General features: G+C 40.7%; 15 protein-coding genes and 2 pseudogenes. 1 reads left to right on the forward strand and 16 read right to left on the reverse strand.

Annotated elements, in window-relative coordinates:
• Positions 1–48 precede the first annotated feature (48 nt).
• Positions 49–831 carry a hypothetical protein gene (locus I7X29_RS08300; RefSeq protein WP_198473962.1) on the reverse strand — a complete coding sequence of 261 codons (783 nt, stop codon included), beginning with the start codon at positions 829–831 and terminating at the stop codon, positions 49–51.
• A 487-nt stretch (positions 832–1,318) separates the two neighbouring features.
• Between I7X29_RS08300 and I7X29_RS08305 the strand changes: the two genes are divergently transcribed.
• Positions 1,319–2,146 carry a prephenate dehydratase gene (locus I7X29_RS08305; RefSeq protein WP_198473964.1) on the forward strand — a complete coding sequence of 276 codons (828 nt, stop codon included), beginning with the start codon at positions 1,319–1,321 and terminating at the stop codon, positions 2,144–2,146.
• 5 nt (positions 2,147–2,151) lie between these two features.
• On the opposite strand, the gene I7X29_RS08310 is transcribed toward I7X29_RS08305, so the two are convergent.
• The 15 genes and pseudogenes from I7X29_RS08310 to I7X29_RS08375 form a co-directional block, all read right to left on the reverse strand.
• Positions 2,152–3,204: an NAD(P)/FAD-dependent oxidoreductase gene (locus tag I7X29_RS08310; RefSeq protein ID WP_198473966.1), complete on the reverse strand. Its 1,053-nt coding sequence runs from the start codon at positions 3,202–3,204 to the stop codon at positions 2,152–2,154.
• Positions 3,205–3,277: 73 nt separating this feature from the next.
• A complete protein-coding gene (locus tag I7X29_RS08315) occupies positions 3,278–4,489 on the reverse strand; it encodes a beta-ketoacyl-[acyl-carrier-protein] synthase family protein (RefSeq protein ID WP_198473968.1) in 1,212 nt (403 codons plus the stop codon).
• A gap of 295 nt (positions 4,490–4,784) precedes the next feature.
• The gene (locus I7X29_RS08320) at positions 4,785–5,798 is read right to left on the reverse strand and encodes an Acg family FMN-binding oxidoreductase (protein ID WP_095901485.1); all 1,014 of its coding nucleotides are present in this window, start codon (positions 5,796–5,798) and stop codon (positions 4,785–4,787) included.
• A gap of 82 nt (positions 5,799–5,880) precedes the next feature.
• On the reverse strand, positions 5,881–6,408 hold the full coding sequence (locus I7X29_RS08325; RefSeq protein ID WP_198473970.1) for a Crp/Fnr family transcriptional regulator: 528 nt from the start codon (positions 6,406–6,408) through the stop codon (positions 5,881–5,883).
• Positions 6,405–6,557: pseudogene (locus tag I7X29_RS15665) on the reverse strand (L-2-amino-thiazoline-4-carboxylic acid hydrolase); the annotation flags it as partial. The gene I7X29_RS08325 and the pseudogene I7X29_RS15665, both read right to left, overlap by 4 nt.
• Positions 6,548–6,712: pseudogene (locus tag I7X29_RS08330) on the reverse strand (Crp/Fnr family transcriptional regulator); the annotation flags it as partial. The pseudogenes I7X29_RS15665 and I7X29_RS08330, both read right to left, overlap by 10 nt.
• Positions 6,713–6,851: 139 nt before the next feature.
• Entirely contained in the window at positions 6,852–7,775 is a 924-nt protein-coding gene (locus I7X29_RS08335) for a DUF3078 domain-containing protein (protein ID WP_198473972.1), read from the reverse strand.
• A gap of 21 nt (positions 7,776–7,796) precedes the next feature.
• Positions 7,797–8,120: an iron-sulfur cluster assembly protein gene (locus tag I7X29_RS08340; RefSeq protein ID WP_009413044.1), complete on the reverse strand. Its 324-nt coding sequence runs from the start codon at positions 8,118–8,120 to the stop codon at positions 7,797–7,799.
• Between the two features lie 54 nt (positions 8,121–8,174).
• Positions 8,175–8,597 carry a SufE family protein gene (locus I7X29_RS08345; RefSeq protein WP_198473974.1) on the reverse strand — a complete coding sequence of 141 codons (423 nt, stop codon included), beginning with the start codon at positions 8,595–8,597 and terminating at the stop codon, positions 8,175–8,177.
• A gap of 85 nt (positions 8,598–8,682) precedes the next feature.
• Positions 8,683–9,255 carry a hypothetical protein gene (locus I7X29_RS08350; protein WP_198473976.1) on the reverse strand — a complete coding sequence of 191 codons (573 nt, stop codon included), beginning with the start codon at positions 9,253–9,255 and terminating at the stop codon, positions 8,683–8,685.
• On the reverse strand, positions 9,252–9,950 hold the full coding sequence (locus tag I7X29_RS08355; protein WP_198473978.1) for a hypothetical protein: 699 nt from the start codon (positions 9,948–9,950) through the stop codon (positions 9,252–9,254). Before I7X29_RS08355 ends, I7X29_RS08350 begins: the two co-directional genes overlap by 4 nt.
• Positions 9,951–9,965: 15 nt before the next feature.
• Positions 9,966–10,478, reverse strand: coding sequence for an STM3941 family protein (locus tag I7X29_RS08360; RefSeq protein WP_198473980.1), 513 nt, complete (start codon positions 10,476–10,478; stop codon positions 9,966–9,968).
• Between the two features lie 20 nt (positions 10,479–10,498).
• Positions 10,499–11,158, reverse strand: coding sequence for a hypothetical protein (locus I7X29_RS08365; protein WP_198473982.1), 660 nt, complete (start codon positions 11,156–11,158; stop codon positions 10,499–10,501).
• A gap of 115 nt (positions 11,159–11,273) precedes the next feature.
• The gene (locus tag I7X29_RS08370) at positions 11,274–14,297 is read right to left on the reverse strand and encodes a leucine--tRNA ligase (RefSeq protein WP_198473984.1); all 3,024 of its coding nucleotides are present in this window, start codon (positions 14,295–14,297) and stop codon (positions 11,274–11,276) included.
• A 381-nt stretch (positions 14,298–14,678) separates the two neighbouring features.
• On the reverse strand, positions 14,679–15,464 hold the full coding sequence (locus I7X29_RS08375) for a hypothetical protein (RefSeq protein ID WP_198473986.1): 786 nt from the start codon (positions 15,462–15,464) through the stop codon (positions 14,679–14,681).
• Between the last annotated feature and the right edge of the window lie 187 nt (positions 15,465–15,651).

Below are 15,651 nucleotides of genomic sequence, written 5' to 3' on the forward strand. Positions count from 1 at the left end.
TTTTTTGTAAATCGGACGAGTCGGACGGGGCGGACTGGTCGGATTGGGTTAAAGATTGACCTCCAAAAGCATATCTGCGATTTCCATTGCTGAAGTGTGATACTTAAGGGCGGCGATTTCTTTCAGCGGGGTGCGTTTGTACTTTTCCTTAGGCGTATAGCGCTTTTGGAATTGATTCCACGAATAACTGCCTCCATAGATTTTGCTATGGATAATCCCCCAGTTCTTATGGTCATTTATGATTTTATCAAGCTCGGCGAGTTCTCGCTCTATGGCTATATCTACCGGACGGTAGTGGGTGATCATATTAGGCTTTACGCGCAGTTCAAAACGCCACGCCTCGGTAAACTCGTAATAGGTTTCAAAACGGTCTTTTTGGCGATTGAAACACTCTATCCTCGCAAAATAGGCGCGTTCCTTTTCAGTGAACTTTCCCCTTTCAAGGGCTCTTTGCCATTCCCATTGATTAAAAGCGTACAATTCCTGCTTACGAGCTATGTAAACGCGTTTGCCACGGCGCTTTTTCTTCTTCTGAAACTTACGCGTATCAGCATATTGATAGGTGTTGATTTTCTCTAAGAGCGTAGCGAAAAAGTCGGCTTGCTTGCCTTGCTTTACATCTTCCCTCAGTACAAAGAAACGCACATAGCCCTTTTGGTAAGGTTTTTCGAGTGGTACAAGCGGCAAGTTTCGTTTCTGCTTTTCTAGTTCAGGATGGCGATCACAGCATTCGCGCAAAAACTTCTCGTGGTCTTCTCGAACAATGCGTTTGCGAGAACGCAAATTGCGCAGGCGAGAAACGCCTTCGGGGGTAATATATAGATTTCCCATTTTTCAATTAACAATTGACAATTAATAATTAACAAATTGCTTCGGGAAAATTTGAAAGTGCCTAAAAGTTTTATTTATATGGGCGTTTGCAAAACGCCCCTACACAACATACTACAAAAGCTATTGATTATCAGATTGATCAACTTTGCCAAAGGTCGTAGCACGACGAGCAATTAAAACTTTGCCAAAGTGTAGCGACACAAAAGCGATTTTGAGACTTTTAGGACAGCCTTCAGAGGTGAGGAAAAACAAAAAGCCCGAAGCGGGTGCTTCGGGCTCTTCTATATATTATACTATTATTCTAATCAAGCGGATACGCCACGAAGCGTTACCTTGTGCAAAGGTAATACAGATGCGATATGTAACTTGATATAGGTCATTTCTTCGTGCGTATTTTTTGTATTTAGTTAAACGATAATTCTTAAAATCGGGGGCAAAGGTACAACAATTTTTTGAATATGCAAGAAAAAAGATGTATTTTTGCACTATGAATGAAAAAATAGCCATACAAGGTACCCAAGGTTCGTTCCATTATCAGGCAGCTGAAGCCTATTTTGGTAAGGATATAGACGTTATAGAATGTCGCAATTTTGATATAGTGGTGAAAAAACTCTTAAGTGGGGAAGCCCAATGGGGGGTAATGGCGATTGAAAACAGCATTGCAGGGGCTATACTGCCTAACTATGCGCTTATCGACCGCAACAACTTGCACATCACAGGCGAGTACTATATGAATATTCAGCACCACCTAATGGCTCTTGGCAATCAAACTTTAGCCGATATTACCGAAGTGCGCTCACACTATATGGCACTATTGCAGTGCAAAGATTTTTTTGAGCAATATCCTCATATCCGTTTGGTAGAAGCTACTAACACCGCTCAAGCAGCTAAAGAAATTCACGAGCAGCAGCTGAAAGGTGTCGCTGCAATTGCCTCAACCTCGGCATCGGAACTTTACCACTTGCCGATATTAGCTGAAAGTATCCAAACTATCAAACGCAACGCTACGCGCTTTGTGGTGCTCTCTACTACTGACAACCATCTGCCAAAAGAAGAAATTGACAAAGCAACCCTAAAATTCCAAGTATACGACAAGAGCGGAAGTCTCGCTACCGTGCTGAACGTGTTGCGTGACCACGATATAAATATGACCAAAATACAGTCGTTGCCAGTGATAGAAACACCTTGGAAATACGCTTTTTTCGTGGATGTAGGGTTTGAACATTACGCCCAATTTCAGCAAGCTATGCAACTTTTGGAGATAATGACAGAAGAGTTGAAAGTTTTGGGAAAATTTATATCAGATAAGAGGTAAGAAGATTAATGCCTAAACCTCTTGGCAAAGCGGTTGATATTCATTTCGTGGGGGATTTCTATTTCTTCAAAAGCGGCGGCATAGAGCACCTCAGCACAATAAGGAGCATTGAGCACGCCTCGGGTGCCTAAACCGTTGAACACCCACAGATGAGAGTGCTGAGGATGTTGCCCTAAAAGAGGTCGCCTATCGGCTACTGTAGGGCGAATCGCGGCTTGATGACTTAGCACTTCATAAGGAACACTCGTCATTTTGTAGAGTTTATCTAAAAGTTCGGCACGGGCAGCTTCGGTAATTACTTCAGTTAAATCTTCGGGGTCGTAAGTAGCACCAAGTATATACTTATCATCACCTAACGGAATCAGTACCCCATCACTTTTGTAGATGTGTTGTAACTGCAAAGCAGTAGCACTGATAGTGAGCGTCTCCCCTTTGCACGGACGCATAGGCAATTTGCTGAAATACGGATTTTTGGCAATACCGCAGCCTTCACAGAAAATGATATTTCGGGCAGATACTCCGCAATAAACCACATGTGTATCGTATACTTCTAAATCGTCGTACACAAAAGTCTTCTCGTAGCACACCCCTTCTGTTTGCCAGTGTTTTATACTTTCGTTTAAATAGTGTTGTACCTCCAATCTCCCCGTGTGGAGCACTTCGCCTAAGCCAAAAGGTGCTGGGAGTGCCTCGTTGAGAGCGGGCAATATCACAGGACTCAAATAAGGAGCGAGCAGCGGATTATCAGAAGCTGTAAACCAATTGTTTTGTTCTTCTACAGAAGCGAATTTGCGCACTACGTGTATAGGAACGCGGAATTGACATTGCATTTTAGCCTCAATTTCGTCGTAAAAACGGTTGGCACTATTCATTATATCCTCAGAATGCCAAACGGGGGTAAATCGCTTTAAAACAACGGGATTATAAACCCCTCCCGCAATAACGCTCGCCACTTGGGAGTGATCGGAGAGGAGGCAGAAGGTTTTGCCGTTTTTTTCGAGGGTATGGGCAAAGCTTACGCCTGCAAGTCCCGCGCCTATGATGATAAAGTCGTACATTTTCAGGTTTCAGGGGTTAGGTTTCAGGGGTTAGGATAGTGTGGTGATTGCTTGTGTGGGTCACTCTTAATTCTCAAATTTTCTTGATTACTAACGCTGAGTTTGTACCGCCAAAGCCAAAAGAGTTGCTTAAAAAGGCATTGATGGGGCATTCTACAGTTTCGGCAATAATATTGAGTTTGGCAGAAGCTTCATCGGGGGTTTCAAAATTGATATTAGGGGCTATAAAGCTGTTTTGCATCATCAGTACGGAATATATCACTTCGCTAGCGCCTGCCATCCAGCACTCGTGTCCGGTCATTGATTTGGTGGAACTCACAGGGATATGGCTACCAAAAATCTCATAAATAGCCTTTGCTTCATTGGCATCGCCTATGGGGGTAGAAGTGGCGTGCGCATTGATATAGTCGATTTCATTAGCTTGCATTCCTGCATTTTTGAGGGCACGCGCCATCGCACGGGCAGGACCTTCTACATTGGGGGTAGAGATATGTCCGCCATTGGACGAAAATCCATAGCCTACGACCTCAGCGATAGGAGTTGCCCCGCGCCTCATTGCCGATTCGTAACTTTCTAACACCAAAGTTGCTGCGCCACCACTAGGCACTAAGCCGTCTCTATTAGCATCGAAAGGGCGTGAAGCTAAAGCAGGCTCTCCCTCGCGCATTGAGAAGACCCCAAGACCATCAAAACTGCCCATACTGTACTTGTTGATTTCCTGAGCACCACCGCAAATCACGCAGTCTTGCATACCGCTTTGTATCAGCAAATAGCCCAAACCCACTGAGTGTGAGCCACTGGCACAAGCAGCACTGATGCTCATATTTACCCCGCGCAGTTGGAAGAGGGTAGAGAGGTTCATCGTTACAGTGGAGTTCATCGTGCGGAACACCGCTCCAGAGCCTACCAGTGTGGTGTCTTTCTTTTCTCTTATCTTGTCGTTGGTAAGAATCACCGACTCGGCTACACTGTCGTTGCCATAGAGAATGCCCACTTCGTTTTGTTGTAAGAAATCGCTATCGATACCTGCATTTTTAAGCGCTTCGAGGGTTGCCATATAGGCAAATTCGCTTTCTTGTCCCATAGAAATACGCTCGCGGCGACCCAAGAGACCTTTGAGGTCGGGGTTTTCCACAAAGCCTGTGAGGGCAGAGCGATAGCCATATTCTTTGCGTTCGGGCAAGAAAACAATACCCGATTTCCCTTGGTATAACGAATCACGCACCTCACTGAGTGAAATGCCTATGCAGGAATAAATACCCATTCCGGTGATAACTACTCTCATAACAATTAACAATTGATAATTAATAATTAACAAACTGGGGCAAAGGTAATAAATATTTACGAATGACGAGTTACGAATGACGAAATTAGGCGTTAGAAAATGTATAAGGGCGTTTGCAGCACATACCCAGCTATCGCTGGCTTTCCTACACAACATACTCTAAAAGTGATTGATTATCAGATTTATAGACTTTATCAAAGTTTTGGGACTTTGGCGAAGTGTAGCAATTCTTTAATAGCCCGTGCGGCTCGCACCTTTGGCAAAGTGTAGCGACGCAAATCGACAAATTGGCAAATTATCTCATCACTTCCTTAACGTCTTTTCTTTTGGAGTATGCGACGGGTTTGGCATAGCCAATACGCAAAAGAATTTGAGGATAGACGTTGTTTTCAGTGAGTTTTTCGCGTAGAGAAGCATTTACTTCGGGTACTTCACACGGCTGATTGAGGTAGGCGTGAGCGATGCCTGCTTGGGTGAGCAAGAGCAAAAAGCGTTCGAGGGTGCGACCTGTGGCTATCCACGTGGGGATATCGTTTGTAGCGGTAGTGATGAGCACCATATCCGAAGAGGATTGAATCTTTTTCAGGTCGGTTTTGTTTTGGGTTTTTGCTTTGAGGCTTCCTTTTACGATAGGCTCTGTAACCCAACGGGGTAAGTTAGGTGCCCCGAGTACCGCATAACTGAGTCCGTCGTGAGTGCTTTCAGAGTGTTTTTTGTTGAAGCGAATCCACGAAAGCAGTTCGTTTTTAAAAGCAGGATCGGACATCTGGGCGGTATTGCCTTGCAAGACAGCATCAGTGAGTTTCTCGAAGAGCGGAGTGCCATTGGCAAAAGTAAAGATACCCGTTGCTCCTGTTTGCGCTACAAGACTTTGCAATAGCGCAGGGTCGATGTGCTTGTTGTCATACACCGAGCGGTTGGTTTGTCGTTTTTCAATCACACTCGCCAAAGGATCAGGGGCAACAGCTTCTGATTTTTGTAAGTCAATGGTGATGACCCCCTCGGGAGTGAGGGTTACATTAGTTTGGTACTGTAGCTCAGAGGCTTTGATACAGAGGTTTTCGAGCGCACAACCCAAGCTGATGAAGAGTTCGCGATGCTGACCATCGACGGCGGGGAGGGCTTTCTCAAAGTTGGGTTTGATAACGATACTGTGATCGGAAGTTTCAAACCACCAAGGCTGAGAGTTATGACCTGAAGGTGCTTGTGTAGCAGCCTTGATAAGGGTCAAAAAGTCGGGATTTTGGGCGGAAGCTTTAAGTGTAGCAAGCGCCATCATAAACGTGATAGGTAACATTTTTAAGTTCATTTTAGTTTGTATTTGTTTTACGTTGCAAAGGAACGGCGAAAAAACGCTAAAAAAATGAACTTGGGTTAAGAAATGGCAATACTCAGAAAATTCTTTTTCTAATCCTGCTCAGTGCTTGAGGGGTGATGCCAATATAAGAAGCTATATATTTCAGCGGGATATTCTGGATGAGTTTAGGGTCTTTTTCTAATAGATTGCGGTAAATCTCCTCCGGTGATTGCAATAAGAATTGCGCCTCGCGTTGCATCTTTTCAATGAGCAGATGTTCCAAAATATCAGCTTTTATTTGTAGGTACTCTTGCTGTTCTATGAGGTGTTCCAAGTGTTCACGCCCTATTTTATAGGCGGTAAGCTCTTTGAGTGCTTGAATAGAGAAGAGCGAAGATTCACGCTTTACAAACGAGGCATACGACATAAAAAACTGCTCGGCAAAAAGGATATCTACGGTAGTTTCCTTGTCGGTTGTGGGGTTGTAGTAATAGAAGCGCACGATGCCCTCGCTAAGGTAATAGAGCGAGTGCTCCACGTCGCCTGCACGGGTGATGAGGGCATCTTTATCGAAATGTACTTCAGTAAAATACTGACTGAGGAAATCGAGGTTTAGGGTCATTGTATATCTTCTGTTTTTTCTTCTTTTATAAACCACATTTGGCAGGTATTGCCCGTAGCAAAAGTAGTGGGTCGTGCAAAATGTAAGTTGTGTAGCTCTGTTTTAATGCCTTTTATCCAACCACAATCTACTTGGCATATAATTCTTTTTTGTTTACAAAGTAATAATGCTCACACACTTGTCCGAAGTCCAACAGCAAGGTATCTTTAGTAAGAACTTCTTTTTGGAAAGCCTCGCCAAGTATCTGTTCCTCTATTTTTAGTTTAGGAATTGTTTTTTGTATGTATGCAATAAGTTTTTCCAATTCTTCTGTAATTCAGCAATAGTGTGTGAGGCAAAGGTAGTATTATTTTTTCTAAATACCAATAAACATAATAAAAAAAGAACTGCCTTAATACGGCAGTCCTCTTTATATTTTTAAATAATTGTGTGTGCGACTCGCACTAGAATTTGTAACTTAAACCTAATCCTAACAATTCACGGATTTGGAAAGCGCGTGCAGCATCGTCGTCGTAGATGGCTTGGAAAGTAAAGTTAGCTGATAAAAATTTGTTTACTTTCATCACTACGTTAGCAGTGTAATCCAAATCTATATTTTGTGGTTTATCTAAATAGTTGCTGTACAAGCTGAGGATGTTCTCAATAGATACGTTTTCCCATACATTAACTTTAGCATAGCCGTTCAAGTAGAAACCGAGTTCGTAACGGATGTTTTTATCGTCTTCAACACCGTAGAAGTTATGAGTGTAGTGAGCTCCTGTAGGTGAAGTAAATTCCTTGCGTGCAGTAGTAATTTTAGAAGTTGCAGGCGCGATGTTCACTTTTAGGTTGTCACTCTTTTTCCACAACATACCAGGACCAAATTGCAAGTAACCTGGGGAGAGCAATTTGTTGATAAGCGTGCGGTTTTGGCTATCTACATACTTGTAACCATCGGTCATTTGAGTTTTGAAGTTCAAGAAGAACGAGTAGTACCATTGAGGGTTGTTCAATTGGTAACCGAGTACAGAGTTTACTTCAAAACGGTCGGTGGTTTTTTTAGTATATTCATCGCCATCTACTTTGGTGAGACCATAGTCGATGAAGATATTGTTATCCCAAGCCCATTTGTCTTTTTTGTAGTTGAAAGCATAGCTTACAGCGAGGTTAGCGGCAACGTTGTTAGAACCACCACCAGTCCAATCGTGGTTGAAAGCAGCTTGTGAGAACAACAATGAAGCGCTACCACCTTTTGTCCAACGAGGAGCAGGAGCTTCTTCGGTAGGGGCAGCTGTAGGATCTTGAGCTACACCGCCATTAGTTTCGTCTTCCTGAGCGAAAGTAGCTACTGAAGACAATAATAGAGCTGAAAATAAAAGTTTTTTCATAAGTGATTTATTAAATTTAGTTTACAAAAGTCCTAATTCGAGTTTTGCGACCTCGCTCATCATATCTTGATTCCAAGGGGGGTCGAAGGTAATTTCTACAAGTGTTTCGTGTACTTCGTCAATGCTTTGCACCTTTTCTTTCACTTCCATAGGGAGAGATTCGGCAACGGGGCAATTAGGTGATGTGAGGGTCATTAGTATTTTCACATCGCGGTCTTCGTTCACGAAAACGTCGTAGATAAGTCCGAGTTCGTAGATATCTACAGGGATTTCGGGGTCGTATATGGTTTTGAGTACCTCAACGATTTTTTCGCCGAGGACTTCGGTGTTTATGATTTCGTCCATCTTTTTTTAGTTAAGAGATAAGAGGTAAGACTTCTAATTCCTGTTTTCTAATTTCTAATTCCTATTTTCTAAATCCTGCCGAGCATACTGTTTCATTTGCTGAATCATACTCACTAAGCCGTTGGCACGGGTGGGTGAAAGGTGGTCTTTAAGACCAATTTTATCGATAAAACTCACATCGGCGTTGAGGATATTCTCGGGGGTTTGATGAGAGAATACTCTTATTAAGAGAGCGACAATACCTTTGGTGATAATCGCATCGCTATCGGCAGTGAATACGAGTTCATTACCTTGTTTTTCGGCGTGTAACCACACCTGACTTTGGCATCCTTTGATAAGGCAATTTTCAGTTTTATATTGTTCGTCTATTAGAGGCAACGACTTGCCGAGTTCTATAAGATATTCGTAACGTTGCGTCCAATCTTCAAAGAATGAAAACTCTTCAATGAGCTCATTTTGAATATGTTCGATAGTCATTTGCAATAAATTAGGGGGCAAAGATAAAAAACAATTAACAATTAGCAATTAACAATTAACATTTTTAACAGTTAGCAGTGGTGTTTTAAAGCGTTTCGATTTGTACACTGGGGTTGTAGTGCTTGATAATCGATGCGAAATGCTGGAATAGCTCTTTTGTCATTTTGGCAACATCGGTAGTGTTAGGCGTTTTGATAAAAGTCATTCCTCGTTTTTGTCTGTTATAATACCTCCAACTGAGTTGTTTGATAGTTGTAGGGTTGATTTCTTTGATATTAAAAAGGGGGAACAAGTAGAGTTTATCTCTACAAAACACAAATGGAGGGTTGTATTTCATCAAAGGGAACAAATATTTTTGGGTGTTGAGCAACTGCTGAAAATCAGTATCCGACATTTGCGCAATGAGTTCTTGTTGGTTTTGCATTTTCTTTTTTAATACGCGATAGTTAAAGTAGAGCGCTAAAATTTCGGCAACTGAAATTGCTAACAAAAGGTTGTAGATGTGAGATTTATCTGGAATGAAATAGAATAATATCCCTACAAAAAACGCTATTGTAACAATGGGTGTACAGGCAAAGAATACAGCTGCTTTTTTGATATATTTGTTTTGGTTTTCGACATATTGCTGCCGTTCGGAAGAGAGGAGAGTGTTGTTCATTTTAGTTTTGGATTATATAGTTCAACAATTTGTAAAAAGTAAGAAAATGTTGTGGGGGATAGAGTAAACATTGTTCTCTTAGGAGATTTGAGGTGTATAAAAATACTATTCTTATTATTTTCCCAATTAATTTCGGTTATTTGAGTAGGGTCAATTTTTCTAATTGCATAGAAGAGAAAAATATACAACTTCTTGTTACACAATACAAACGGAGGACTATATTTACTGATAGATGGCAAACTATCTCTTACCTTGAGGAGTGTTTCAAAATCAGTATCACTCATTTGTTCCAAAAACATACGTTGAGCTTTTTCATTGCGCTTCAGCACATAGGTAGCAAGGTAATACGCCAGAACAATAGGTATAAGGACAAGAAGGACAAACAATATGAGTTTCTTAATTTTATTAAAGATTACCATATATACACTGCCTATTTCCTCAAAATCCTCTTTGAACATTACAAAAATCAAAATTAATAAAAGAAAAGAAAATAGCACCAGCAAAGCAATAGAAGCATATTTGCGGTATTTGTGCGCCCCCTGCATATAGGCTTCACGCTTTTGTGAAAGTTGGTGAGTAGGACGGAAAAGCACTAATCGTTCTTCAAAGGTATTTTTTCGTACTACCGTAAGGTACAGAAAGATACCTATAAAAATCACTAAGGGTGCCAAACAGATAATGTAAACTGTGTCCATTTTTTTAGATAAGAGTTAAGAATTACCGTATTTAGCAAAAAACTCATTGATAAGCCTTTCTAATTCCTCAAAAGTGATTTCGAGTTCGCTATTGTCGATTTGAATTCCTTCAAACCTATTCCTTATCTCTTTACTTTTGATTCTGCTCAAGTAGTTTTCAGGGTGTTTGAGTTTGATATGGATGTGTATTCCATAGAATTTCATTCTGCCTATAGCAGCTATTTCGTTCCAAGGAATTTCACCTACCCATTTACCTACAAGATTCACATTGCTTTTGAGGTACTCAGGAGTGAGTATTACACCTCCTTTGCTTCTCTTTAATGATAATAGTCCTTTTATTCCCATAAAAAAGAGAATAATGGTTACTATCAATAAAACTAAAAAGAATGCTAAATAGTATAGGTTTAGGGTATCAGCTGATAAAATAAGAGCGATAACACCTGCTACACCAAGGATTATAAGAGCATAGATGCCTGTGAGTTTCAGCATTTTCTTTTTGCTGAACGGGATAATGATAGTATCTTTCATTTTTCTGTTTAGTTCATAGGTTATTTTAAAGTTTTTATTTGAGCATTAGGATTGTATTTCTCGATAATCTCTACCAAGAGAGGGTATATATTCCTATACATAGTAATTCGAATAGATTTTATCGATTTAATATGTACAATTACTCTCCCTCCCCTAGCATAAAGAAAACTTACTTCTTTTATTGTTGTAGGATCAATCTCCTCAACGGTAAGAGAAACAAATAAGTACAGCTTATCTTTGCAAAGTATAAAAGGAGGAAAGTATTTGAAGAGAAATAATTCTTTTTGTACACTCTGCAATAGCCGAAAGTCGCTATCACTCATTTGTTCTAAGAGTGCTTGCTGGTTTTTTATATTTCTTTTTAAAATACGATATAGTAAATAAATAGCCAAACACTCTATTGCTATTAGAAAAATTAGAAGAAGAAAAATGATAGGAATACCAACATCAGCTAATAGAAAAGCGCATACAACCATTAACGGAAAGCTAACAAACAAGCCTATAACTACGCTCGCTTTTTTGATATATCGTTCTGCACCCTTTATATATTCCTGTCGTTCGGAGGAAAGAAGTCGGGGAGTATGATAGGCTAAGCGTTTTTCGAAATTACTTTTGTACTGCACAATAAAATATACCGAAACAACTACAAGCACGAATATGAGAATGATTATGGCATTCATTGTATACATACTTTTAATTTTTGATTCACTGTGAAGTTGTATTTTTCAAACTTTCAATATGAGGGTTGCGACAAAAAAAGAGGCTTCACCTCAGTGGAGAAGCCTCTTTGTATTATTACATTACAATATTGATAATCCTATTAGGCACAACAATTACCTTTTTAGGGGTGTTGCCTTGTAGTTGTTCTGCGGTTTGAGGATCGGCGAGAATGGCTTGCTCTATCTCGGCAGGAGTCATACTTGTAGCATAAGCGCGTTTGAAGCGTACTTTGCCGTTAAACGATACGGGATACTCCTTACTGTCTTCTTGCAAATACTTATCCTCGTGTACGGGATAAGGTGCATAAGTTATACTTTCGGCATTTCCGAGCCTTTTCCAGAGCTCTTCGGCGATATGTGGCGCAAAAGGTGCTACCAATACCGCAAGAGGCGCTAAAACGTCTCTATGATGGCATTTTAGCGATGATAACTCATTCACGCATATCATAAACTGACTCACCGAGGTATTGAATGAGAAATTCTCGATATCTTCATTCACCTTTTTGATGGTTTTATGCAGTGCTTTGAGCATCTCGGGCGTAGGAGCTTCGTCGGTTACTTGCCAGCCGTTATCATTGAAATACAAACGCCATAGCTTGCGCAAGAAGTTATACACCCCCGATATACCTGCTGTATTCCAAGGTTTGGCTTGTTCCAAAGGTCCTAAGAACATTTCGTAGAGGCGCAAAGTATCAGCACCATATTGCTCGCAAATATCATCGGGATTTACCACGTTGTATTTAGATTTAGACATCTTTTCTACTTCACGAGCACAGAGGAAAACACCCCCCTTACCCCCCTCAAGGGGGGAATTGTGCCCCTCAAAGATAAACTCTGCATTGGCAAATTCTTTGCGCCACGCTTTAAATTTATCAATATCTAATTCATCAGAAGTATCTTTTAAGAGAGAAACATCTACGTGAATAGGTTGGATAATAGTATTAATTATTTTTCCTGAGAGTTTTTTCATAAACTCCACCCATTGAGGATATTTAGGGAAAATCTTCTCTAATAAAACAATCGCCAACTTATCATCCTTTAATTTCTTTGAAACAAATATAGGAGGAAAGTTATTAGATGAAAGCTCTTTTACTTCAACTAAATTCACTTCATTACCTTGCTCATCTTTCACTTCCCATAACACTCGGTATGCAAAGGCACTCATACCCAATATCATTCCTTGATTGATGAGTTTCTTAAATGGTTCTTCAGTAGGGGCAAAACCGCGGTCTTTGAGGAATTTGTTCCAGAAACGAGAGTACAAAAGGTGCCCTGTGGCGTGTTCGCTACCCCCTACGTAAAGGTCTACGTTTTGCCAGTAGTCTACTACGGCTTTGGTAGGGAAGGTTCCACGTGCGTCTTTTTCCATCATATATTCCAACCAATACCACGAAGAGCCTGCCCAACCTGGCATTGTATTCAATTCTAATGGGAATACGGTTTGGTTATCAATCAACTCGTTGCTCACTACCTTATGGTTTATGGTATCCCACGCCCAAGTAGTCGCATTGCCCAACGGTGGGTTGCCCTCTTCGGTAGGGAGGTATTTCTCTACTTCGGGTAGAAGAATAGGGAGGTACTCCTCGCCTATCATCTGTGGCAAGCTGTTTTTATAGTACACAGGGAAAGGTTCGCCCCAATAACGCTGACGTGAGAAAACAGCATCGCGGAGACGGTAATTCACCTTGGCTTTGCCGGCTCCTTTGGCTTCTAAGGCTGCTAACACTTTGGCAACTGCCTCGCTAAAGTTAGTGCAACCATTGAGAATGTCAGAGTTTTGGTAAGTCATTCCCTCTTTGTCGGTAAAGGCGTTTTCTGAAATATCTTTATCGAAAATATTAATCACTTCGGGCATTCCTTTGGCTCCCTTGAAGTGTTTAGCAAAGGCATAATCGCGGTCGTCACCAGCAGGCACTGCCATAACAGCCCCCGTACCATAGCTTGCCAATACATAATCGCCTATCCAGATAGGGATTTGCTTTCCGGTAAGAGGGTGCACGGCATACGCCCCTGTGAAAGCTCCTGATACGGTTTTGGTGTCTGCCATACGGTCGCGCTCTGAACGTTTGGCAGTAGCTGCGATGTAGGCTTCTACCTCAGCGCGTTGTTCCTCAGTAGTAATTTGCAATACTAAGGGGTGCTCGGGAGCAAGGGTAAGGTAAGTAACACCGAAGAGAGTATCGGGGCGAGTGGTGAAGACCTCGACTTTATGCTCGCCGGAGGCGAGCACAAAGTCGATAGAGGCTCCTACTGATTTTCCTATCCAGTTGCGTTGGCTTTCTTTGATGCTTTCACTCCAATCGATGGTGTCTAAACCTTGCAAGAGGCGTTCGGCATAGGCGGTGATGCGCATACTCCATTGGGTCATTTTCTTGCGAATCACAGGGTGACCACCACGTTCGGATACACCATTGACAATTTCATCGTTGGCGAGTACAGTTCCTAAGGCAGGGCACCAGTTTACTTCGGTTTCTGCCAAGTAGGTAAGTCGATATTTTAGTAAATGACGTTGTTTGCTTTCAGCTGTCATTGCGTGCCATTGGGCAGCAGTGAAGGTTGGGGTATCGTCGTCGCAGGCAGCATTTACCTTGCTATTGCCTTCTGTTTCAAAGAGAGCGATAAGCGTTTCGATAGGCTCTGCCTTGTCGGTTGCGTTGTTATACCACGAGTTAAACAACTGTATGAATATCCACTGGGTATGACGATAGTAATCGGGGTCGGAGGTCTTTACTTCGCGACTCCAATCAAAAGAAAAGCCCATTTTATCTAATTGTTCGCGGTAACGGGCAATATTCTGTGCCGTAGTAACCGCAGGATGCTGCCCTGTTTGTATAGCGTATTGCTCGGCTGGCAGACCGAAACTATCATAACCTTGGGGGTGCAATACATTGAACCCTTTGTGACGCTTGTAGCGCGCCACGATGTCGCTGGCGATATACCCCAGCGGATGCCCCACGTGTAAGCCCGCCCCTGAGGGGTAAGGGAACATATCGAGCACGTAGTACTTAGGTTTGGTACTGTTATTTTGGGCTTTGAAAGTTTGATGTTTAGCCCAATATTCTTGCCAAAAGGCTTCTATTTCTTTGTGATTATATACCATTTGTCGTTAATTTGTCGATTTGTCAATTAGCAAATTTGCCAATTATGGGGCAAAGGTAGTGTATAATTAGGAAATGAGCAAATTTGGTGCATTTTAAGATAAGAGGTAAGAGATAAGGTGCGAGCCACACGGGCAGTTTTTTAGAGGGTAGGGGGAGTGATGGGAGTAATGGGAATAATGGGAGTAATGGGGAAGGGGTTGTTTAGGTAAGAGATAAGAGATAAGAGATAAGAAAGTGATGATGATCAGCTTTGGGGAAGTTGTTTAGGTAAGAGATAAGAGGTAAGAGATAAGAAAATAAGCTTTATCAAAGTTTTGGGACTTTGACAAAGCTTACTAAAATAATCTTTTGTATATTATTCCTTAATGTTAGTACTCAAATTAGTTACTATTTGGTTTTAAGTTGTAATATTTTACAACAATTTCTCGTGAGTTATCAATTTTCTGTGTTATTATTAAGGAGTCATATTCATCTAAATTTCCCTCTGGAATATTGTTCAAATAAATCTTTTCATTGATTGTGAAGTCTCCTTTTTGTTTGTAGATTTTTCCTTTTTGACGAACATTAGGGTCTATAAAAAGTGCTCTTAAATCATATTTTTTCTCAACTGCTTCTTTCTGACTGAGAAAGTCATCTGTTGGTTCATCTCCATCTTCAATTTTAAAATATGTCTTATCAATAGTAATTTTTGCAACATTAAAGTTGATGGACAATTTTATAGACTCTCCTACTGCTTCTCCGTTAATAAATTTCTGAAATTCATAGGTATGTTTAAAAGAACCAGGTACCAACGGGCGAATATAAAAATCATGTTTTCCTTTCTTTGTAAAACTGATATAATTTTTATCTTTGTGTATAGTATTATCTTCATCACTAAGATAAAGTCCAAAATCTACCCATATTTTTTGATGATAGGAAGTCCCTTTGTCAACAGGAATTAATCTATACTCTACATTGTCGTTATTTCCTTCATCATTAATAGTTAGCTGAAAAGGTACATAGTCATTCACTTGAACATTTTCAAGATTTTTATATGTACTAGTAAAGTATTCTCTTACGGTTGCTTCATATTTTTCTGCCTCTTTTTTTTCTGCCTCTTTGTCATTTTTATTACAAGCAACTAAAGACATTACTGTTGCAAAAACAAATATAATTCCTTTTTTCATAATAAATATAATTTTTTAATAGTTATACAATCATTTTATTGGGTGCAAAAATATAAAAAAAATCTAAGAATAATATTATTTTAACAAAAGTTTAACGCAAGAACTTTGGGGAAGGGGTTTTTTAGGTAAGAGATAAGAGGTAAGAAAATAGGCTTTAGCAAAGTCCAAAAACTTTGCCAAAGCCTAT

It is taken from the genome of Capnocytophaga periodontitidis (assembly GCF_016126015.1).
In the GTDB taxonomy this organism is placed as follows: Bacteria; Bacteroidota; Bacteroidia; order Flavobacteriales; family Flavobacteriaceae; genus Capnocytophaga; species Capnocytophaga periodontitidis.